This window comes from Oceanobacillus caeni (assembly GCF_019037185.1).
GTDB classification, from domain to species: Bacteria; Bacillota; Bacilli; order Bacillales; family Amphibacillaceae; genus Oceanobacillus; species Oceanobacillus caeni.
Genome location: NZ_JAHHXM010000002.1, coordinates 81,455 through 103,849 on the forward strand (window position 1 = coordinate 81,455; position 22,395 = coordinate 103,849).

The 22,395-nt window shown below is 35.3% G+C and carries 21 protein-coding genes; 2 read left to right on the plus strand and 19 right to left on the minus strand.

Features of this window, described 5'->3' with window-relative positions; genetic code table 11:
* Positions 1–4 precede the first annotated feature (4 nt).
* From KM885_RS01835 to KM885_RS01860, 6 genes are all read right to left on the minus strand, one after another.
* Positions 5–2,206 carry a RelA/SpoT family protein gene (locus tag KM885_RS01835; RefSeq protein ID WP_216883485.1) on the minus strand — a complete coding sequence of 734 codons (2,202 nt, stop codon included), beginning with the start codon at positions 2,204–2,206 and terminating at the stop codon, positions 5–7.
* A 473-nt stretch (positions 2,207–2,679) separates the two neighbouring features.
* Positions 2,680–3,192 carry an adenine phosphoribosyltransferase gene (locus KM885_RS01840; protein ID WP_216883476.1) on the minus strand — a complete coding sequence of 171 codons (513 nt, stop codon included), beginning with the start codon at positions 3,190–3,192 and terminating at the stop codon, positions 2,680–2,682.
* Entirely contained in the window at positions 3,182–5,491 is a 2,310-nt protein-coding gene (gene recJ / locus KM885_RS01845; protein WP_216883477.1) for a single-stranded-DNA-specific exonuclease RecJ, read from the minus strand. Before recJ ends, KM885_RS01840 begins: the two co-directional genes overlap by 11 nt.
* Positions 5,492–5,553: 62 nt before the next feature.
* Entirely contained in the window at positions 5,554–5,868 is a 315-nt protein-coding gene (locus tag KM885_RS01850; RefSeq protein ID WP_047183739.1) for a LapA family protein, read from the minus strand.
* A gap of 105 nt (positions 5,869–5,973) precedes the next feature.
* Positions 5,974–8,244, minus strand: coding sequence for a protein translocase subunit SecDF (gene secDF / locus KM885_RS01855; protein WP_216883478.1), 2,271 nt, complete (start codon positions 8,242–8,244; stop codon positions 5,974–5,976).
* 193 nt (positions 8,245–8,437) lie between these two features.
* Positions 8,438–8,734, minus strand: a complete 297-nt coding sequence (locus KM885_RS01860; protein WP_047183737.1) for a post-transcriptional regulator — start codon at positions 8,732–8,734, stop codon at positions 8,438–8,440.
* A gap of 111 nt (positions 8,735–8,845) precedes the next feature.
* On the opposite strand from KM885_RS01860, the gene spoVB reads away from it, so the two are divergent.
* Both spoVB and KM885_RS01870 read left to right on the plus strand, forming a co-directional pair.
* A complete protein-coding gene (gene spoVB / locus KM885_RS01865; RefSeq protein WP_204797688.1) occupies positions 8,846–10,396 on the plus strand; it encodes a stage V sporulation protein B in 1,551 nt (516 codons plus the stop codon).
* Between the two features lie 332 nt (positions 10,397–10,728).
* Positions 10,729–11,109: a TIGR04086 family membrane protein gene (locus KM885_RS01870; protein WP_047183735.1), complete on the plus strand. Its 381-nt coding sequence runs from the start codon at positions 10,729–10,731 to the stop codon at positions 11,107–11,109.
* Between the two features lie 150 nt (positions 11,110–11,259).
* Here the strand turns inward: KM885_RS01870 and yajC are convergent, their stop codons facing one another.
* The 13 genes from yajC to KM885_RS01935 form a co-directional block, all read right to left on the minus strand.
* Positions 11,260–11,520 carry a preprotein translocase subunit YajC gene (gene yajC / locus KM885_RS01875; RefSeq protein WP_047183734.1) on the minus strand — a complete coding sequence of 87 codons (261 nt, stop codon included), beginning with the start codon at positions 11,518–11,520 and terminating at the stop codon, positions 11,260–11,262.
* Positions 11,521–11,715: 195 nt separating this feature from the next.
* The gene (tgt, locus tag KM885_RS01880; RefSeq protein ID WP_060667940.1) at positions 11,716–12,861 is read right to left on the minus strand and encodes a tRNA guanosine(34) transglycosylase Tgt; all 1,146 of its coding nucleotides are present in this window, start codon (positions 12,859–12,861) and stop codon (positions 11,716–11,718) included.
* Positions 12,862–12,893: 32 nt separating this feature from the next.
* Entirely contained in the window at positions 12,894–13,925 is a 1,032-nt protein-coding gene (gene queA, locus KM885_RS01885; protein WP_216883479.1) for a tRNA preQ1(34) S-adenosylmethionine ribosyltransferase-isomerase QueA, read from the minus strand.
* Positions 13,926–13,963: 38 nt separating this feature from the next.
* Complete coding sequence (locus KM885_RS01890) at positions 13,964–14,155, minus strand: DUF2905 domain-containing protein (RefSeq protein WP_167542279.1); 192 nt, start codon at positions 14,153–14,155, stop codon at positions 13,964–13,966.
* Positions 14,156–14,157: 2 nt separating this feature from the next.
* Positions 14,158–15,162 carry a Holliday junction branch migration DNA helicase RuvB gene (gene ruvB, locus KM885_RS01895; protein ID WP_047183731.1) on the minus strand — a complete coding sequence of 335 codons (1,005 nt, stop codon included), beginning with the start codon at positions 15,160–15,162 and terminating at the stop codon, positions 14,158–14,160.
* Positions 15,163–15,185: 23 nt separating this feature from the next.
* Positions 15,186–15,791, minus strand: a complete 606-nt coding sequence (gene ruvA / locus KM885_RS01900; protein WP_047183730.1) for a Holliday junction branch migration protein RuvA — start codon at positions 15,789–15,791, stop codon at positions 15,186–15,188.
* A gap of 211 nt (positions 15,792–16,002) precedes the next feature.
* Positions 16,003–16,734: a YebC/PmpR family DNA-binding transcriptional regulator gene (locus tag KM885_RS01905; RefSeq protein ID WP_047183729.1), complete on the minus strand. Its 732-nt coding sequence runs from the start codon at positions 16,732–16,734 to the stop codon at positions 16,003–16,005.
* A 117-nt stretch (positions 16,735–16,851) separates the two neighbouring features.
* Complete coding sequence (locus KM885_RS01910) at positions 16,852–17,373, minus strand: YhcN/YlaJ family sporulation lipoprotein (protein WP_204797690.1); 522 nt, start codon at positions 17,371–17,373, stop codon at positions 16,852–16,854.
* 67 nt (positions 17,374–17,440) lie between these two features.
* Positions 17,441–18,181: an NAD(+) synthase gene (gene nadE, locus KM885_RS01915; RefSeq protein ID WP_047183727.1), complete on the minus strand. Its 741-nt coding sequence runs from the start codon at positions 18,179–18,181 to the stop codon at positions 17,441–17,443.
* 262 nt (positions 18,182–18,443) lie between these two features.
* Positions 18,444–19,370, minus strand: a complete 927-nt coding sequence (safA, locus tag KM885_RS01920) for a SafA/ExsA family spore coat assembly protein (protein ID WP_204797691.1) — start codon at positions 19,368–19,370, stop codon at positions 18,444–18,446.
* Positions 19,371–19,615: 245 nt separating this feature from the next.
* On the minus strand, positions 19,616–20,470 hold the full coding sequence (pheA, locus tag KM885_RS01925; protein WP_047183726.1) for a prephenate dehydratase: 855 nt from the start codon (positions 20,468–20,470) through the stop codon (positions 19,616–19,618).
* A gap of 49 nt (positions 20,471–20,519) precedes the next feature.
* A complete protein-coding gene (gene obgE, locus KM885_RS01930; protein WP_047183725.1) occupies positions 20,520–21,800 on the minus strand; it encodes a GTPase ObgE in 1,281 nt (426 codons plus the stop codon).
* 14 nt (positions 21,801–21,814) lie between these two features.
* Positions 21,815–22,339, minus strand: a complete 525-nt coding sequence (locus KM885_RS01935) for a Spo0B domain-containing protein (RefSeq protein ID WP_060667947.1) — start codon at positions 22,337–22,339, stop codon at positions 21,815–21,817.
* Between the last annotated feature and the right edge of the window lie 56 nt (positions 22,340–22,395).

Genomic DNA, 22,395 nt, shown 5'->3' on the forward strand with positions numbered 1-22,395 from the left:
ACCTTTAATGTAATACTCTTGTTACACTATATACATCTTTGATCTGTTTAATCCGTTCTACTATTTTTCTTAAATGTTTTGTATTATGAATTAAAATCGTTATTTGAATGGTAGCTATTCGGTTACGGTCCGCCTTTCCATTCACATGAGTCATGTTCGTACGCATTTCGTTTACTGCTTGTAAGACTTCATTTAGTAATCCTCTACGGTCATAAGCAAATACTTCTAAATCAACATGATACGTCTTATCGACTGTCTTTTCATTGGTCCATTCAACCTTTAGAAAACGTTGTTTAGCTTCTTCCGTTTGTACATTTGGACAGTCTGCACGATGAACTGAAACTCCTCTTCCCTTCGTTATATACCCAGTAATTTCGTCACCAGGCACTGGACTACAGCATTTAGCTAATCGAACTAAAAGGTTATCAACACCTTCAACACGTACACCAGAGTCTTTTTTATTTAACTTCCAATCATTTGTTCCTGCTTTTGAATCATTTATTTTCTTTTCTAAATCCTGTTCTTTTTGTTGTGCTTCCCGTATCTTTTCCGTTAAACGAGTTGCAACTAAAGCAGCTGTTATCCCCTGATATCCTACCGCAGCATACATATCCTCTTCACTAATAAAATTAAAACGATCCAATACTCGTTGCAAATTATCCGGGGTTAGTACTTCTTTAGGTCGAATTCCTAATGCACGTATCTCTTTATCAACCGCTTCTTTTCCTTTGAGTACATTTTCTTCTTTACGTTGTTTTTTGAAAAACGCTCTAATTTTACTTTTTGCTTGTGATGTTTGAGTTATCTTCAACCAATCATGTGATGGACCATAAGAATGTTTAGAAGTCATTACCTCAATAATATCGCCGTTTTTCAATTTGTAATCCAATGGTTCCATCTTTCCATTGATTTTAGCCCCAACCGTTCTATTTCCAATTTCCGTATGAATTTTATAAGCAAAATCAAGTGGTACAGAACCTGAAGGAAGTTCAATGACATCTCCTTTTGGTGTAAACACATAAACCATGTCAGAAAACAAATCGACTTTTAAAGATTCAATAAATTCTTCCGCATCATGTGTGTCACTTTGCCAGTCAAGAATTTCCCTAAAGAGTGTTAGTTTCTCTTCAAAAGATTTTGTACCGTTCTTTACTTGTTTTCCTTCCTTGTAAGCCCAATGAGCGGCTATACCGTATTCGGCAATTTCATGCATTTCTTTTGTTCGTATTTGAACTTCTAGAGGATCACCTTTTGGACCAATAACAGTTGTATGAAGTGATTGATAAAGGTTCTGCTTTGGCATAGCAATATAATCTTTAAACCTGCCAGGCATAGGTTTCCAGTTCGTGTGAATAATTCCAAGTGCCGCATAACAATCCTTTATACTATTTACAATGATTCGCACAGCGAGCAAATCGTATATTTCATTAAATTGTTTATTTTGTTTTACCATTTTTTGATAGATACTATATAAATGTTTTGGTCTACCAGATATCTCTGCTTCAATATTAACCTCATGGAGTTCCTTCGTTAACCCTTCCATTACTTCCTTTATATAAGACTCTCGTTCTTCTCTTTTTTGTTTCATTAAATGAACGATACGATAATATTGTTGGGGATTTAAATACCGTAGAGCTGTGTCTTCTAACTCCCATTTAATTGTTGAGATACCTAATCGATGAGCTAAGGGAGCAAATATTTCGATTGTTTCTTTGGACTTGAGACGTTGTTTTTCTGGAGGTAAATGTTTTAACGTTCTCATGTTGTGTAAACGGTCTGCCAATTTTATTAAGATAACCCGAATATCTTTTGCCATCGCTACAAACATTTTACGATGATTTTCTGCTTGCAAATCTTGTTTTGACTTATATTTAATTTTTCCTAATTTCGTAACACCGTCAACTAGCATTGCAACCTCATGATTAAATTTTTTCTCAATATCGTCTAAGGAAATATCCGTATCCTCTACTACATCATGAAGAAAACCACCAGCAATCGTTTCCGTATCCATTTTTAAATCAACTAAAATCCCTGCTACTTGAATAGGATGAATGATATAAGGTTCACCAGATTTTCTAAATTGTTCTTTATGAGCTTCTTTCGCATATTCGTATGCACGATTAATAAAAGCTATATCTTTTTGATTAAGGTATTTGCTAGCTTTTTGGTTAATGTCTTCGATTGTATAGTTGCTGTCTTTTGGCATATAATCACCTTTATTTTCTAGGGGTTGTTCAAAAAGTCCGGTGAAAATGACACTTCGCATTTCTTCGTTGACAAGACTCACCGGTACTCACGTATTAATTGCATACGCTCCGTTCCTCAAAGCTACGCCGCCTCGAACTGCGAAGCACAGGACGTGCGAGTGTCGGCTTTGCAACAGGATGTTGCGCATTTAGCCGACCTCGGTCCTTTTCATCCTCCTTTTTGAACACGAATTTTCTAGGTAAAATCTTTCTATTAAAGAGGATTTAAATATAATCATCATTATAGGACCTTTTTCTAGCAGTGTCCACCATAAATTTTTAATAAGTGTTTATATATGAAATTTAGCAATAACTTAATGAGGCCTGACGCAATATATTTATCGTCAGACCTCTTTTTTAGTTAAAAAAATATAATTTTATCCAGCATACGTGCAACTAAGTTCACTAAAGCTTTGGGCGAACTCTAGATTTTCTAATATCTCATAAGCGTGAATACATCATAGTCTTTTAATTTATCCATTCCTTTAAGGTAACTTAGCTCTATTATGAATGCACAACCTGCAACGATTCCACCTAATTCTTCTACTAGTTTAATTGTCGCTTCAATGGTTCCACCTGTTGCTAGTAAATCATCCGTAATTAATACACGTTGACCTGGTTTGATAGCATCTTTATGAATGGTTAAGATGTCTTTTCCATATTCTAGCCCATAATCTACTTTTATTACCTCTCGAGGTAATTTACCTTCTTTCCGTACTGGAGCAAATCCAATCCCTAGAGCATATGATACTGGACATCCAATAATAAATCCTCTAGCTTCTGGACCGACTACAATATCTACCTCTTTATCTTTTGCATATTTAACAATATCATTTATGGCAGCCTTATAGGCATCTCCATCATTCATTAAAGGAGTAATATCCTTAAATACAATCCCTTCTTTCGGGTAATTCTGTACGATTTCTATATAGTTTTTATAGTCCACTGACAACTTCCTCCTTGGTGGTTTCCAACTGTTCCATACAGTTTGTAAACCAAGTCCTTAATTCCTCATAATTTGAATAGTATAACGTTTTTTCGACTTCTATTCTTTTCAATCTATCCTTATATGATGTTGACTCGGTAAGATCTCGTTTTTCTGGGTTTGGGTTTATTTGAATAATACCATTCTCTATTTTAACAAAATCCAATTCGAAAAACACTTTTGACATAAAGATGATTCTTTCTTTACTCCAACCCTTTACATTCATAATTGCCTTTAATTCTTGTTTTAAATCTACAATCTTACGTTTTTTTATGAAGGCATAATACCAAACGAACTCTTCTCTTTTTGGAAATGAGGTTAGATAAGCACTTTCTTCGACCGAATAACATGCATAAATTATTTTTGGTTTCGTCGCCTTAACAATCCTCTCAAGGATCTCTAAATTCGGTGGCAAATCACATATATAGAGCATATCGACTTCTTCTAAATTCATCGTCTCTTGATATTCTTCATGATAAATGGATGAGTCAATATTTAACTGTCCGTTACTTATGGCTAATATTTTTTGATTAGAGATTGGTTGAATTTGAATCTGTCTTCTACCTCTTTGATCAAATAACTGCCATGTGTCAATTTTCATATCTTGGATCAATACTTGAGCCTTTTTATTTCCATTCCATTCATTTATGCCAAGTTCCCCCACAACGGATAAAGGAGTGTTCGGCGAAATAAGATGATATAAGTGACCAAGGCCAAATCCAATACTCTCTATTTGTGAAGAATCCTTATTAAAATGAAGCTTAAGATGGTTTTTAGTACTTCCTATTTGACGAACATCAGTAGGTATATCTTTTATCTCAAAAACAGGTTTCGGATTTTTCATTCCAAATGGCGCAAGACGAGCGATTTCATAAATTAAATCTACATTTATTTCTGCAATATCTAATGTACTGTTTATCTCAATTTCTTGTTTAAAATCTTCTTCTGTTAATTCTTCTGTAATAAATGTATTTAATCTTTCATTTATAAGTTCTATATTTTCAATCGGTAATGTCATTCCAGCTGCTTGAGCATGTCCTCCAAAATGAGTGAAAAGTTCTCTAACCTTCATACAATGGGTAAAAAGATCAAAAGCTGGAATACTTCTTGCAGATCCCTTTGCAACTTGTAATTCAGGCTTAATGGTTAAAACAATAGCAGGTCGATCATATTTCCTTACTAATTTAGAAGCAACAATTCCGAGTACTCCTTCGTTCCAACCTTCTTTTGCAACAACCACTACCCCATTGATATCTTGAATAATTTCTTCGGCTTCTTTCACGATTTCATTAACAATTCTTTGTCTTTTTTCATTAAGGCTTTGGATTTCTTGAGCAATTTCCATTGCTTCTACGAGATCATCTGACATTAAAAGCTGTACAGCTAAGTCCGCATCCTGTAATCTACCAACAGCATTCAGTCTCGGTCCTATTGAAAAGCCAACATCCTCTTCTGTGACATTTCCCTCAATTTTGCTTACATTTTTTAAAGCTTGGATTCCAACATTTTTGGATATCGTTAATGCATGCAAACCAAAATAGGCAAAAATCCTATTTTCATCAACTAGCGGCACTAAGTCCGCTATCGTTCCAATTGCAACAAATTCAAGCAAATGTTTAGGAAAATATCCTAATAAACTTTCAGCAAATTTAAAAGCCACCCCTACTCCCGCAAGCTCTTTAAAAGGGTAATTGGGAGAACATTTAGGATGGATAATAGCAAATGCTTCTGGTAATTCTTCTTGAATCTCATGGTGATCAGTAATAATTAAATCAATCCCCAATTCCTTAGCAACAAAGGCCTCATATACTGCTGCAATACCTGTATCCACAGTAATAATCACCGAGAATCCTTCTTCATGCGCCTTTACAAATGCATCTTCATTGGGCCCATAACCTTCAGTAAAACGATTTGGTATATAAAAATCACAATCTGCACCAAGCTCTTGCAATGTTTTTAACATGACAGTCGTTGAACTGACACCGTCTGCATCATAATCACCAAAGACTAGTATTTTTTCCTTATTATAAATAGCATCATGAACTCGTTGGGTCGCTTTCCCAATAGAATCTAACCGTTCAGCACTATGTAAATTATTTAAATCAGGCGATAAAAATCGATTAACTTCCTCTTTTGATGTTATTCCTCTTTGTGCTAACATCTTTCTCAGAACCGGAGATAGGTCAGTGAATTCGTCCATGGACGGTACTGCTTTATCTTCCATTTCTACATATTTCCACTTTGATCTATTTTGTAACATACATTCACCCCTGACCAAACTATTATACTAGAGTGTGGTAGGGGTAGCAAATTAGAATTTTTTCACCGGTCTATTTCTGTTTCATCCAATTCAATATCCTTCTTTACTAGACCATTTTCTTTTAGGATCGTTTCCATGCGAACATTCTCTTTCTTTAATCGTTTTAGTTCTTTTTGGATTTTAAACATTTTGAGTGCACCAACTGTTGCTGTTATTAGTCCGCCCATTAGTACCGAAAATAAGATGACCAATATTAATGGGGAGAAACCTGACCAGAATAAGTAATTAACTTCTACTGGTTCAACATTCATGATGGCGAATACTGCAACAATAATTGTAAAAATAAGTGCTAATAGAACATAGGATTGTCCCTTCATTTTATTCCTCCTTATGGATTATATAGACTGTAACCTTAATTTACCCTTTTTTAAAAAATCAAACCCACATTGCAGGTAGCAACATGGGTTTTTAATAAAATGTATTTATACTTGTGGACCATCCACACGTTTTTTCTTTCTAAAATCGAGTGGGCGAGTCTTAATTGATTTACCGCGCCACACTAGCCATAACTGAGCTGCTAGGAACAGCGATGAATAGGTTCCTGCTAATAGTCCTACTGCTAAGGCAATAGCAAAAGTAGTAATAGATTGAGCTCCAAGGAATAGAAAGGCTAAAACAGCTATAAAAGTTGTTAAAAATGTATTTATACTTCTAGTAAAAGATTGTATAAAGCTTCTATTTACAATAGTAGCTAATTCTTTAAAAGATTTAACTTGTTTTCTTGCTCGAATATTTTCTCTAATTCGATCAAAGATAACAATCGTATTATTAATCGAATAACCTACAATTGTAAGAATAGCAGACACAATTGTTATATCAAATTCTATCTGTGTTAGGCTAAAGACCATTAGCATAATAAATACGTCATGTAACAAAGCAATTAGAGCCGTTATCGCAAAGAACAGTTCAAAACGAATGGAAACATAAAGAATAATAAAGATAGATGCTAAGGCAACTGCAAAAATGGCATTTTTCACTAACTCTTGTCCAACAATAGGAGAAACTACACTAATGGTTGGTTCTTTACCATATTGATTGATAAAGTATTTTTGTACTTCGTTTACTTCGTTTTCCGACAGCACATTATCAAACCTTGATACTGCAGTTTTTCCATTATCCCCGGATATTACAGTTGATATTGGATTTAAGCCGAGCTCTTCAAATCCTTTTTCGACATCTTCTACATTTAAGTTAGTTTCTGAAACTACTTCTATTCGAGTACCACTTGTAAAATCAATACCAGGATTAATTTGGAAGACGATAAACGAAACAATCCCTATAATGACGGTAATCGCAGAAAAGATAAAGAATTTCTTTCTGTGTTTAACAACATTAATATTCCGATTAAATAATTTTGGTTCCTCTTGTGAAGAACTTGTTATATCCTTAATTTCACTTTCTTTAACCGCTAACCAAGTCTTACGTTTAGTTAAGAATCCACTATCAACCCAAAATCCTAATAGAAGTCTTGTACCAAAAACAGCAGTTAGAAAACTAACAAAAATACTAATCATCAACATTGTTGCAAAGCCTTTTACAGAACTACTTCCAAATATAAATAAGACTACAGCCGCAATTAAGGTTGTTAAGTTCGCATCAAAAATAGTAATAAAAGAGTTTTTGGTTCCTGCTTTAAATGATGCTTTAACAGATTTTCCTAGACGCAATTCTTCTTTTATTCTTTCGAACGTAATAACATTCGCATCAACTGCCATCCCAATACCTAAAATGAGGGCCGCAATACCAGAGAGTGTTAATACGCCATTCATTAATTCGAACACAACTATTACAATATATGTGTAAATAAGAAGATTAATCGATGCTATAATACCTGCAAATCGATATACTGCAATTAAAAACAATATAATAATCGCTACTGCAATAATTCCACTATATACTGTTTCGTTTAAGGCTTGCTCACCGAATTGGGCTCCAACTGAGTTAGAATAAACTTCAGTCATATGTACTGGTAAAGATCCGGAGTTAATTACGTCTGCCAATTGTTTAGCAGATTCTACTGTAAAGTCTCCACTAATCATGACATCCGTAGTATTTAGTGTTTCTTTTACACTAGGTGCAGAAATGTACTTAGGATCTTCTTTACCGAATTCATTACTAAATGAATCCCCTTTTTCGTAATCCATCCAAATAACTAATAAATTATCAGGATATGGTGTTTCTGGGTCATTCATGTTCTTTATTTGAGTTGTTACATCGCCAAATTTTTTAGCATCTTTTAATTTCAAAGAAACGATGGGAGCATTAGTATTAGGATCAAAATCTTGGGAAGCACTGCCTTCTTTAATATCCGTTCCACTTAATAATTCATTATCATTTACATCACGAAAAGATAATTGGGCAGATGTTCCTATGAGTTCCCTTGCTTGTTTCTGATTTTCAACACCAGCAAGCTGTACCCGAATTCTATTTTCCCCTTCTATGTCAATGACAGATTCACTTATCCCCAATCTATTCACTCGATCATTGAGTGTCTGTACAGTACCTTCTAACAAACTTCTTGTTACTTCTTGGGATGAATCTACTGGTTCCACTTCATAGAGAATTTCAAAACCACCTTGGAGATCAAGCCCCAAATTAACATCTTTTGTTACTCCTGTGATCGTTGTTCCAATCGTTATCGCAAAAAGTAAGACGATTAGAAAAAAGGCAACGATTCTGCCTCTCTTTTTCATGGATTTATTGCCTCCTATAGTTTAAAGTCGTGTTCAAAAAGGAGGATGAAAAGTACCGAGGTCGGCTAAATGTTGGAACGACCTGGGACTACGATTGCTCGTCCCACCGTAAAGATTTGTTGCAACGCCGTCACTATTGCCAACTAAAGTGTCATTTTCACCGGTCTTTTTGAACAATCCTTTCAATTACTTACTATTTTTCTTTAGTTGCCCCTGTTAAAGCAGCGATGGAAGCCATTAAATCATCATTTTCATATGATTTAACCGTCAAATAGCTTAAATAAACATTCGATCCTAAATGAAGAATATCTTGTATCAATTCATGAATGCGTTTGTTAGGATTTCCCTTCCAAACCTTTGTCACTAAACAATTCCATACATCTTCAGCCGTTACTTGTGAATAGCCCATCGCTTGAAATTCATAAGCTTTACTTTCTAATATTGGCTTCACTTGCTCTTTCCATTCATTTACAGCATGTATTGCTTCCAATTCTTCCCCTCCTGTTATACGGAGATTTTTAGTGTCATGCTTGCCCACTGCTCTAGCATATACATTATTGTATATGAATTTTTATTTTTTGAGAAGGCGGGTCGACAAAAAATGACCAAACAAACATTTTTACAAGGTGCCCTTATTTTAATACTAGCTGGAATGATTACACGATTTTTAGGATTTATCAATCGAATTGTAATGGCTAGATTAATGGGTGAAGAAGGTATCGGTTTATATATGATGGCTTTACCCACTTTATTTTTAGTTATGACATTAACACAATTAGGTCTACCTGTTGCCATTTCGAAACGTGTCGCAGAAGCAGATGCGATTGGTGACCATAAAAAAATAAAACGTATTTTAGTCGTATCTTTAGTGATAACAGGTGTTACAAGTATATTATTTACAATTGTTATGATTATCGGTGCACCTTTTATAGCAAAAACTTTATTAACGGACGAGCGTACCATGTTACCTCTAATTGCAATCAGTCCAATTGTACCAATTACTGCTATTTCTGCTGTACTTAGAGGGTATTTTCAAGGAAAACAAAATATGAAACCACAGAGCTTTGCCCAAGTAATTGAACAGATTGTACGAATTACATGTGTTGCTTTATTTATTAACCTTCTACTTCCTTTTGGCGTAGAGTACGCAGCAGCTGGAGCTATGATTAGTGTAATCTTAGGAGAATTTATCTCCATGTTATACATGATTGGAAGCTTTAAACGCAGAAAGGTAGTTAAAATTCGGACAAACTTCTTTTCATACTTGAAATCAAGTAAAGATACGTTAAAAGAATTGTTTTCAATCGCACTTCCAAGTACAGGTAGTAAAATGATTGGTTCTATTTCTAATTTTCTTGAACCCATTTTAGTTGCCCAAAGTCTTGCCATTGCAGGTGTAGCAACAACTTTAGCAACCAAACAATATGGTGAGCTAACAGGGTATGTTTTGCCATTATTATTTTTGCCAACTTTTATTACTCATTCATTAGCAATCGCTCTCGTACCAAACATATCAGAAGCGGAAGCGAGAAATAATCAAAAATTAATCCATTACCGTATCCATCAATCGATCCGTATTTCTTTTGCTTCTGGTGCCATTGCAACTGTCATTCTTACATTATTCTCTGTACAAATATTATCTTATATGTATGGTACAGCAAATGCCAGTACATTTATAATGCTTATGGCACCCTTTTATATATTATTGTATATCCAGTCTCCTTTACAAGCGGCCTTACAAGCATTGGATCTTGCTAAACCTGCCATGTGGAATAGTTTAATTGGAGCTACTGTAAAATTTGCGGTTTTACTTGTATTAGCTTCCAACCCTAATTTTGGAATAATGGGTGTTGCTATCGCAATGTGTGTTGGCGTTGTACTAATTACACTATTACATCTTATTACCTTACAAAAAGCGATAAATTATTATATACCTTTTAAAGATTTAAGTAAAATGATTCTATTGATGGTATTAACGTGGGTTGTTGGTGATTTTATGAAAAACATATATGAATCACTCAATTCCAATATTATTACCTTCATGACTGTTCTTATTATACTTGTTCTAGTATACATCCTATTTTTATTCATTTTACGCTTTCTAACTAAGGAAGAGTTAAAGCAAATTCCCTTCCTCCAAAAATGGTTTTAAAAGTTTTGCAGTACATCCATAAAAATTGTACTGCTTTTTCTTTTTTATATAATTTTCTTCTAATTCTATATCAACATGAATATGATTACTATAGAGATGGACAAAGGCGCAAGCGCCCGCTTAGTGACGTATAGACTGGACTGAGCCGTAGGAGATAAAGGAAACACGGTGAGCGTAAGCGAGCCGATGTTGACTTATCGTACGGAGGTGAAGGAAGTCTACTAGTCACTGGGCGCTGGAGCCGGACGTGGCTATTTCTGTATCTAAGTTAGTCACAGCCATACAAAATTTATAATTTCCTAGACAAGGACAAAGGTTAAGGAGGAGAATGAATGCGTAAACAATTATTCCATGCACTGTTATTTGGCTGGATTACAGTATTAGGTTTAATTCTTATTTCTAGCGTTATCATTGCATTTTTACTTAAAGTAACGTCCTTAGATGAAAATTTACTATCTTGGATTGCTCTAGTGATTGGTATTCTATCTCTATTTATAGGAGGCCTAATTACGGGGTTAAAAGGAAAAGCAAAAGGTTGGATCGTCGGTGCTATTACAGGGATTGGATTTACTGTTTTTACGTTTCTAGTTCAGTATTTAGGTTATCAGCAAGGGTTTTCCATGGAACAATCCCTACATCACATCGGGTTCATTTTCGCCGCTGTAATCGGTGGAGTCATCGGGGTTAACATTATTGGGGATACGAGTGAATAAATGGTCAAAGGCGCTGGAGCCGGACGTGGCTATTCCTGTATCTGAGTTAGCCACAGCCATACAAATTTTATAATTTCATAGACAAGGACAAAAAGAAGCTGTCGTATAAACGATGACAGCTTCTTTTTATTGACTATGTATATTTCAAACTTAGCCTTGTTTTACTTCACGAATCGCTGAACGATCGTACGTAAGTTTTGTACCATTTTCGGTGATTAAAACAACCGTCTCTTCATCTAAACCATGAACTTTAGCATGTAAACCACCAATAGTTACTACGTCATCACCTTTTTGGATGTTATTTTGCATCTCTTGAACTTTCTTCTGCCTTTTTTGTTGAGGCCGAATTAATAGGAAGTAGAAAATAACAAACATTAAAATAATAGGTAATAATGAAACTAACATTTCCATAATTATATCCCTCCTTCATTAATATATTTTTAAAGAGGTTGTTCAAAAAGTCCAGTGAAAATGACACGTCGGCATACCACTACAAAGGGGCAGCATTGCAACAAATGTCTACGGAGGGGCAAGTAATCGGAGCCCAAGGACATTATCGCATTTAGCCGATCTCGGTCCTTTTCATCCTCATTTTTGAACACACACTTAAAAGTTCTTTGCATCTGGCTTATTAAAGCCATATTGTTCAAAGAATTCTTCTCTAAAATCTCCAAGTCGATCTTCACTTATCGCAAATCGTACTTGCTCCATTAATTTTAACAGAAAATAGAGGTTATGATAAGTCGTAAGTCTAAAACCAAATGTTTCATTACATTTTACTAAATGACGAATATAAGCACGGGAATAATTTTTACATACATGACAATCACAATTTTCATCAATTGGTCGGAAATCTCTAGCATACTTCGCATTCCGAACCACTAATCTACCAGTTGAAGTCATACATGTCCCATTACGAGCAATTCTTGTTGGCAATACACAGTCAAACATATCTACTCCACGTATCGCCCCATCAATTAAAGAATCTGGAGACCCTACTCCCATTAGATAACGTGGTTTATTCGCCGGTAATAACGGTGTTGTAAACTCTAAAACGCGATTCATCACATCTTTTGGTTCCCCAACAGATAATCCACCGATTGCATAACCAGGGAAATCTAAAGAGATTAAATCATTTGCACTTTGTTTTCTTAAATCTTCAAATTCTCCACCTTGTACAATACCAAATAGTCCTTGTACATCTTTTCGTTCATGTGCCTCTAAACATCTTTCTGCCCATCTTGAAGTTCTTTCTACAGATGATTTCATATATTCATGGGTGGCTGGATATGGTGGACATTCATCAAAAGCCATCATAATATCTGATCCTAAGGCGTTCTGAATTTCCATTGCTTTTTCGGGTGAAAGGAATAATTTTTCGCCATTCAAATGATTACGGAAATGTACACCTTCTTCTTTAATTTCCCTCATGTCACTTAAGCTAAAAACTTGGAATCCACCTGAATCCGTTAAAATAGCACCATCCCAGTTCATAAATTTATGAAGTCCACCTGCTTCGCGAATAATATCTTCACCAGGTCTTAACCACAAATGATACGTATTGGAAAGTATGATATTTGCATTCATACTCTCCAATTCTTCTGGGCTCATTGTTTTTACAGTCGCTAACGTTCCTACTGGCATAAACGTAGGTGTATCAAACGATCCATGGGGTGTATGAACTCGCCCAAGTCTTGCCCCAGTTTGCTTATCTATTTTAATTAATTCATATGTTATTGGTGTCAATTTCATACGTCCTTTACTTCCTCTTTTTTTAACACTTACTATAAGATTAACATTGCATCCCCAAAACTAAAGAAACGATAACGTTCTTCTACCGCTTCATTATATGCTCTTAGAATGGTATCCTTATCAACTAATGCACTGACAAGCATAATAAGTGTTGATTTAGGTAAATGGAAATTCGTAATTAATCCATCAATTGCTTTAAATTCGTATGGAGGATATATGAAAATATCAGTCCATCCACTTGTTTCAATAAATTTATCATGGTCTCTTCGTATCGTTTCCAGTGTTCTTGTAGAAGTTGTTCCAACAGAAATAATTCTTCCACCATTTTCTTTAACTTTATTTAACGTATCTGCTGTTTCCTTTGTCATCTGATAAAATTCGGAATGCATCTCATGTTCCTCTATTTTATCAACACTAACTGGTCTGAATGTACCTAATCCTACATGCAACGTAATAAAAGCGATTGTAACTCCCATCTCTTTTATTTCATCTAATAATTCGGAAGTGAAATGTAATCCTGCTGTTGGAGCTGCAGCCGATCCTTCCTCTTTTGCATATACCGTTTGATATCGATCCTTATCTTCTTCCGGTAATTGTTCTTTAATATATGGAGGTAATGGCATTTCACCGAGTTGATCCAAAACTTCATAAAAAATTCCATCGTAACTAAATTCTAATATTCTTCCACCATGTTCCTTAAAGCCCACACAGGTCGCTTGAAGCAATCCATCTCCAAAAACCAAGACAGTCCCTTTTTTCACCTTTTTGGCTGGTTTGGTGAGAACTTCCCATGTGTCTTCTTCTTTTTGGTGTAGTAATAAGACTTCGATTTTTGCCCCTGTTTCTTCTTTTATACCGTATAATCTCGCCGGAAGTACTTTTGTATTATTAAGTACGAGGCAATCTCCTGGTTTCAGATATTTTTTAATATCTGAAAAATGTTCATGTTTCACATTCTTCGTTTGTCTATCTAATACTAATAGGCGCGATGAAGTTCGATCTTTTAAAGGTGTTTGTGCAATTAATTCTTCTGGTAAATGATAATCAAAATCTTCTATGTTCATGCTAAAACTCCTTACTCTTGTTGATTTATCACAATTTCTTATCGAAAGCGGCCTATTATTGAGAATATTATCGTTAATATAATACTTATAACAATGGATGTTACAATCGGAAAATAAAAGGAAACATTCCCGACTTTAAAATGAATATCACCGGGTAATCTGCCAATAAAGGTCCATATGATGCCGATAACTAGGAAAATAATACCGAGTATAATAAAGAGTTTTCCCAAATTCACTTATCCTCATGCCCTTTCATACCAAAATGTTGATAAGCTTTATCTGTAACTACTCTTCCTCTTGGTGTCCGTTGGATAAATCCAAGTTGCAATAAATATGGTTCATACACATCTTCAATGGTCTGTGACTCTTCCCCAATTGTCGCCGCTATTGTATCTAGTCCCACTGGTCCACCCCGAAATCCTTCTATGATACCCTTTAGTAATTTATGATCGGTATGATCTAAGCCAACTTCATCCACTTGTAACATGTTTAAAGCTTGATTAGTCGTTTCTAAACTTATTTCTTCTTCCCCTTTCACCTGGGAAATATCTCGAATCCGCTTGAGCAGCCGATTTGCAATTCTAGGGGTTCCTCTAGACCGTTTAGCAACTTCGAATGCGGCTTCTTTCGTTATCGATGTTTGAAAAATTTCTGCAGTCCGTTCCACAATAGATTGTAAATGATTGGCATCATAAAATTCCAATCTAGAAAGAACCCCAAATCTATCCCTTAATGGGGCTGAAAGTAGACCCGCTCTCGTTGTTGCACCAACTAATGTAAAAGGTGGTAAGTCTATCCGAACTGATCTGGCACTAGGTCCAGTTCCTATTACAATATCTAGGAAGAAATCTTCCATAGCAGGATATAAAACCTCTTCAACCGTTCGTGGTAAACGATGAATTTCATCTATAAATAAAACATCGCCAGGCTCTAACGAAGACAAGATAGCCGCTAAATCTCCAGCTCTCTCTATAGCGGGGCCTGATGTGGAACGAAAATGAACACCCATTTCATTTGCAATAATAGCAGCTAATGTTGTTTTTCCCAATCCAGGAGGTCCATAGAGTAGCACATGATCTAACGGTTCTTCACGCATTTTTGCAGCTTTGATAAAGATTTGTAGGTTTTCTTTTACTTTATCTTGACCAATATATTGATTTAATCGTATTGGACGAAGACTTTGTTCTATGGATAAATCGTCATCTTGCATTTCACCTGCTACCATCCGTTCATCCACGTCGATTCCCCCCTGTTCTTAGCTTAGCCCTTCATTAACAATGATAATGCTTTCCGTACAGCTTCATCTACATTAAGATTAGGTTCCTTTTTAAGTTCTGGTAGAATTAATCTTATCTCTTTATCTGAGTATCCTAGGGATTTGAGTACTTCTTGTACTTCATTAATAGTTTGATAATCTACCTTAGCTTCCTCTGAATCCTGTTCTTGATCTATTCCAATAGAGAAGGATAAATTAAGTTTCCCTTTTAAATCTAAAATGATTTGTCTGGCTGTTTTCTTACCAACACCAGGAAATGTCGTTAAAAATTTATCATCTTCTTGTTCAATGGCACTTACGAACGCAGGAATATCTACTGATCCTAAAATACCTAACGCGCCTTTAGGTCCAATTCCTGACACAGAAATTAACTTAATAAATAAATATTTCTCATCTTCATTTTTAAAGCCATATAGTATTTGACTATCTTCACGAACATAATGATATGTATGAACTATTGCTTCCTTATTCATAAATGATTGAAATGAAAATGGATTGGCACAAATAATCTCATAACCAATTCCATTAACATCAATAACGACGGAATCTTCTTGTATTTTCACCATTTTACCTTTTATATAAGCTATCAATGACGTCCCCCCAACTATATTTTATCATGAATGAAATAATAGTGCGTGTTCAAAAAGGAATACTCCAGTATTTGTACATCGCACGCTGAAAAAGTGCTTTTCTTTTTCAAGGACGTGACGAAAATTAGTCGAAGGTCCTTAGAATTGTCTTTTTGAACAATGTCTAACACAATAAACTTCTATTTCTAAACTAGAAATAGAAGTTTATTGCTCAATCCGTTTCTTCTAAATTGTGATGGATATCTTGAACATCCTCATTATCTTCTAACGTTTCTATAAGAGTTTGCATTTTTTCAGCATCTTCTTCAGATACACTATTATAGGTTTGAGGAATTAATGTAACTTCACTATCCTCGATGTGATAACCTGATTCTGATAATTGATTTACAACTTCCTGAAAGTTCTCGGGTTCTGTAAATATTTCATAAGCCCCATCTTCCATTTGAATATCTTCCGCTCCCGCTTCCAGTGCGTCAAGTGTTAACTCATCTTCATCAATCTTACCATCTTCATTAGAAATAACTATATACCCTTTTCTGTCAAACATAAAGGATACACTACCAGTTTCCCCCAAGTTTCCACCATTTTTCTTAAATGCATGTCTTACTTCGGAAGCAGTACGATTTTTATTATCTGTAAGCGCATGAACGATTACCGCAACTCCACCTGGGCCATATCCTTCATACGTAATTTCTTCATAATTAGCTCCATCTAAATCTCCAGTAGCTTTTTTAATATTTCGCTCAATATTATCATTTGGCATATTATCTGCTTTCGCTTTATCGATTGCAGTTCTTAAAGCATTGTTAGTAGTTAAGTCGGCGCCACCTAACTTAGCGGCAGTGTATATATTTTTTGCATGTCGCATAAAAATTTTACCTTTTTTTGCATCTTGTGCGTTTTTTCTGCTTTGAATATTTTTCCATTTAGAATGACCAGCCATGGGGCATTCTCCTCTCTTGAAATTTCCCTATATACTATATCAAAAATTGCACATATATAAAAGCAAAACCTTTGCAAATGCAAAGGTTCTCAAGGTCGGCCACCCATACTTGGATGCTTATTCATTATTTTGTCTATCCTTCAATCTTGCATTATCATTCTTCCGTTTATCCCATTCAATATTATCTGTATAAACGACAATATCCTTTTTGGTATTTGGAACAATCTCCCTTACAGCATTTTCTACATCCATTCCGTTTGGTTTAGATTCATGGTTAAAATGTTGCTTTTTAAACATGACAGAAACAATGATGCGATCTTCTGTGGAAGCTACTTGAGCCTGCATTATTTCTTCCCGCTTCATCAATTCATTGTATATATGAACAGCTTCTTCATTTGTGTATGGGTCCGTAAAATTATCCTCCATATTAGTTTGTTCATTTAGTGGAGAACCATCTTGTTCTGGTGATAATTGATTGGTTAACCCTCTTCTTTCATTTTGCTCTTGTCGAGATTCATATCGTACTGGTGCAGTGTCGATGTTCGTATCATTATTCGAATTATCTAATGCATTATTATCACTACATCCAAGTAGCATGAGGGTTGCACCAAAAACGATGAATACTTTTCTTTTAAACATGAAACAACCTCCCTTACGAATAGTTTGTATCAGGGAGGTTATATTACACAGTAAAAGGTTACCAATTTTAACTTCTCTTAAATTGGGGTATTCCTACTCTCTTATGTTCAGACTGTTTATGAAGCCTCTCTATTATCTGCTTATCTTCTTCTGGTACAGACTCACCTCTTAGATAAGCATCAATACGGTCATAAGTTGTTCCCATTTCATTTTCATCCGTTTGATCTTCCCAAAGATCTGCACTAGGTGCTTTTGTTATAACTTCTTCTGGTACATTCAAATACTTCGCCATTTCCCGGACCTCTGATTTAGTGAAGTCAACAAGTGGATGTATATCTACCCCACCGTCACCATATTTGGTGAAATAACCCGTATACCATTCTGCCGCATTATCAGTACCAACAACTAAATAATTGTAATTCGTTGCAACAGTATATAATGCGCTCATACGTAATCTTGCTCTTAAGTTAGCACCTGCAATCTGATCTGATGATTCATTAAATTCATTTTTTTCGTCCAATTGATGTTTAATATGCGAATACATTACTTTGTGGGTTTCCGTTAAATCAATGGTCATGGAGTTAATTCCGCATGTTTCAATTACTTTAATCCCATCTGTCATATGCTCTGATTTTGTATAAATGGGTAGTAATACGCCTAGGGAATGTTCTGGAGCCGCTAATTTGATTAAATTTGCAACTACAGCAGAATCTATTCCACCACTAACACCTACTACGAAGCCTTTTGCACCTGTATCAATTAGTTTTTGTTTTAACCATTCGACGATTTTCTCTACATACTTTTCCAAGTTTATCCCCCTTTAGGTAAGAAACAAATCTATCTCTTTGGATAATTTTATCAAAACTACAATCTTCCAACAAATTTTTAGCATTCTTTAAAGTAATATGTACAGACATTTAATAATTATACCATATAAGGGGATAAAGAAGACTTATCGCAAGTTGATCTCCACCTTCCTTCTTTGTTTCCTAGAAGTTCGGAGTGGGTGACTTATTGCCCGTTTAAAAAATAAAGAGACGTTTTACACATAACGTCTCTTAAAAAGGTTATTATTGTTCATCCTCATCTTCTTCTCTTTGAAATGTGGAGAAATTTGGAAATGTTGGTGGGACTGGATATGAAGCAGTTGGATCTACATTTGGAAAATTAGGTGGGTTCATCATATCCATTGATTGATTTGCGTATAACATGGGCTGATAATTTGCATTCATATCATATGTTGGATAATTCTCAAATGTCGGCATTTCCTGCCCGCCACATCCACACTCATCCGGTTGTTGGTAAGCTGGTAAAGTAGTTGCAGGCATAAATGCTTCTGGCATCATCATCGGATGATGAAAGCAAGGTGGAGGACATGGAACAAAATAGCAGCAAGGCATCATCTGTGGCATTGGTTGGAATATCGGCTGTTGCATCATAGGCTGCTGTATTGGTAATTGTGGTTGAATTGGCATTTGTGGTTGAACTGGCATTTGCGGTTGAACTGGCTTCTCTTTATGATGCTCCTTAACTTCTTTTGCCTCTTTTTTTACTTTCTCTTTTTTAACCTCTTGTTTAACTTCCTGTTTAGGTTTTGCAATTTGATTAAAATTAAACTCAAAGTCTTGATCAATAATTGGCATTTGTGTAAATGGCTGCATTGGCAACTGAGGTTGTATCGGCATTACAGGTTTTACATATTCTTTTTTCTCCTTTTCATCTTCATGGATTACAGGCATTGGTTTAGGGGACATTTCCTTAAATGGCTTTTGCGTTTCTTTTGGTTTTTCTTTTGGTTTTTCTTTTACGAAGGTCTCTTTTTTAGTTTCCTTTTTCACCGCCTTCGTTGCACTAGGTATTTTAATTTTCATCCCTGGCATAATCATATCGGGACTGGCTAATTGAGAGTTTACCTGTTTTAATTCCTCAAAGTCTACCCCATATTTTTTGGATAGTTCCCACAACGTATCTCCCTTTTGAACAATGTGTATTTTCAAAACGGACCAAACTCCTTTCATTAATAGCTGGGCTAATTACTATATCAACATATGCATCAAAGTATAAAATGTTGACCCATACTATTAGAAAACTTGGGGCGTTTCCTAGGTTTTGAAGCAAATGTCCTAGTTGTCACTTATGCCGGGTAGAAAGTTTATACTTTATTCACTACACGGGAAACTTGGTGTTGCCTAAGTTTTATAAAAGAAAAACCGTTAACCATATTATTGGTCAACGGTAAGCATTATGGATTCATTTGATAAACAGGATAAGTCCCCAATATATTCACTTGGCATCCTAAGGCTTCCACTTCCTGAATGACATTTGGAATGAGAACATCATTATCTGGTTGCACGACATCAATTACAAAGAAATAGTTACCTAATCCTGTTTTAGTTGGACGTGACTCAATTTTAGATAAGTTCATTTTACGCCAAGCAAAAGCAGAAAGTATTTGATGTAAGGCCCCCGGCAAATCATCAGGCAAGGTAATAACTAGCGTCGTTTTCTCTCCTTTTTTTTCATGATTTAAGTTCAACAATTGTTTATTTTTTGTTAAGACAAAAAATCTTGTATGATTTTCTTTATAATCATGAATATTTTCTTTTAAAATCTTTAAACCATATTCCCTGGCAGCTAGTTTATTAGCAATCGCAGCAATAGGCTTATCATCTAATTTACTAACAAATTCCGCTGCTCCTCCAGTAGAGGAAGCAAAGTTGATTGTTGCATTTGGCATATTTTCATGAAGAAATTGGTGACATTGGGCGATTGCTTGATTATGTGAATGAACCTCTTTAAGATCTGAAATGTCACCTTCAAAGTTTGGATGAACAAGTAAATGCTGTTGAATTGGAAGAACCACTTCTGCTTCTACCGGTAAATTTACTTGGTGAACTAAATAATCTAAAGTTAACAGGACTGTACCTTCGATTGCGTTCTCGATAGGTACTACAGCAATATCTACTTCATTTTTTTCAACAGCATCCATACATTGTGGAATTGTCTTATAACTAATTTTTTCTTCGCCATTAAATGCTAAATCGGTTACTAATTTTGTAAATGTTCCCTTTGGACCTAAATATCCTATTGTAGTCAAAATCTCTTCCCCCTTGTTACTACCAAAACCCTATTAGTAAAACCTCTATTTATTCTATAAATTCAAATTCAAAATCTAATAGACGTATCGTATCACCATCTTTAGCACCACGTTTTCTAAGGGCATCATCTACTCCCATTGTTCGTAGCTGACGTGAAAAACGTTGTATTGCTTCATCTCTTGCAAAATCTGTCATCTTAAAGAGTTTTTCTATTTTTGCACCGGATAGTACAAATGCACCGTCGTCATCTCTAGAAATTTGAAAAGGTTCTTCTTCTTTTTGATATCGATAAACAACTTCTTTATCTGTCTCTTCCAACTCAGTTGAAACTTTCGGTATCGAGTCTAATTTATCTGCAATTGCAAAGAGTATTTCCCGAAGGCCTTCTTTGGTCAATGCAGAGATTTCAAAAATCGGTATATCTTCGTTTAATTTACCCTTAAATTCAACAAGGTTTTCTTTTGCACTTGGCATGTCCATTTTGTTTGCCGCAATAATTTGCGGACGCTTTAACAAACTAGGATCGTATTCTTTTAATTCATTATTTATTTTCACATAATCTTCGTACGGATCTCTTCCTTCCATACTAGCCATGTCTATAACATGTACGATTAATCTCGTACGTTCTACATGACGAAGAAATTGATGTCCTAAACCAACACCCGCATGCGCACCCTCAATCAACCCCGGTAAATCTGCCATGACAAAACTACGATGGTCTTCGGTATCAACAACCCCTAAATTTGGTGATAGCGTTGTAAAATGATAATCTGCAATTTTGGGTTTTGCAGCACTAACTACAGAAATAAATGTTGACTTCCCTACACTTGGGAAACCAACAAGCCCAACATCCGCAATTACTTTTAACTCTACTTTTATGTTTCGTTCTTCCCCTGGCTCACCATTTTCTGCAAAGTCTGGAGCAGGATTTCTCGGTGTAGCAAACCTTGAGTTTCCTCGACCACCACGACCACCATGTACAATTATCGCTCTTTGACCTTGTGTAGTTAGATCGGCAATCACTTCTTCTGTATCTTCATCCATAACAGTAGTACCTGGTGGAACAGGAATAACTAATGGTTCAGCATTTTTTCCGTGCTGATTCTTACTCATACCATTTTCCCCACGTTTACCCTTGAAATGGCGGTTATATCGGAAGTCCATCAATGTGTTAAGCCCTTCATCTACTTCAAATATAATATCAGCACCATTTCCTCCATCACCACCAGCTGGGCCGCCTTTTGGTACATATTTTTCTCTGCGGTAGGCGACAAGGCCGTTCCCTCCATCACCAGCTTTTACGTATACTCGTACCTGATCTACAAACATTCAGACTCACCTCACTATATCTTTGGAGTAATAAATCGTCTTACTATTCCATCTTCAGTTTCATATATGCTTCCTTTATTATTTTCTTCATTAATATCCAAAGTATGAGACTTATTCACAAGACCATCAATAAAAAAGCAAGTTTCAATACTTTGTTTATCTTCTGTTTCTTTTATGGTTAATTCCATTTCATATAACTGATCCCCATCAGAAATTTTCTTCATGTATTCCATGAACTCTTTACATTCTGTTAATAAAATTTCATCGAGATGTTCAAGGTTTTGATTTTCAATATCAATTGTATATGTAATTCGAAAGTTTTTGTAAATGTGATTAAATTGAATAAGCCATAATGCAAATTTTGGTGTTTGCAATATTGTTAGTTTTCTTTCCTCGTTTAAGAGCGAAAATAACTCCTCCAACTTTTCTTCTACTTTATTGGTTTTCCCCATAGATAAGTAACCTTGAACAAGTTGAAGTTGATTCAGTAAATCGTGTCGATAATGCTGAAGCAGTTGTATAACTTCAAGATCTTTCATTTTCTCTCCCCCCACCATGATGAAAGTATAGCAGAAAATGAAGAGAATTAACATGA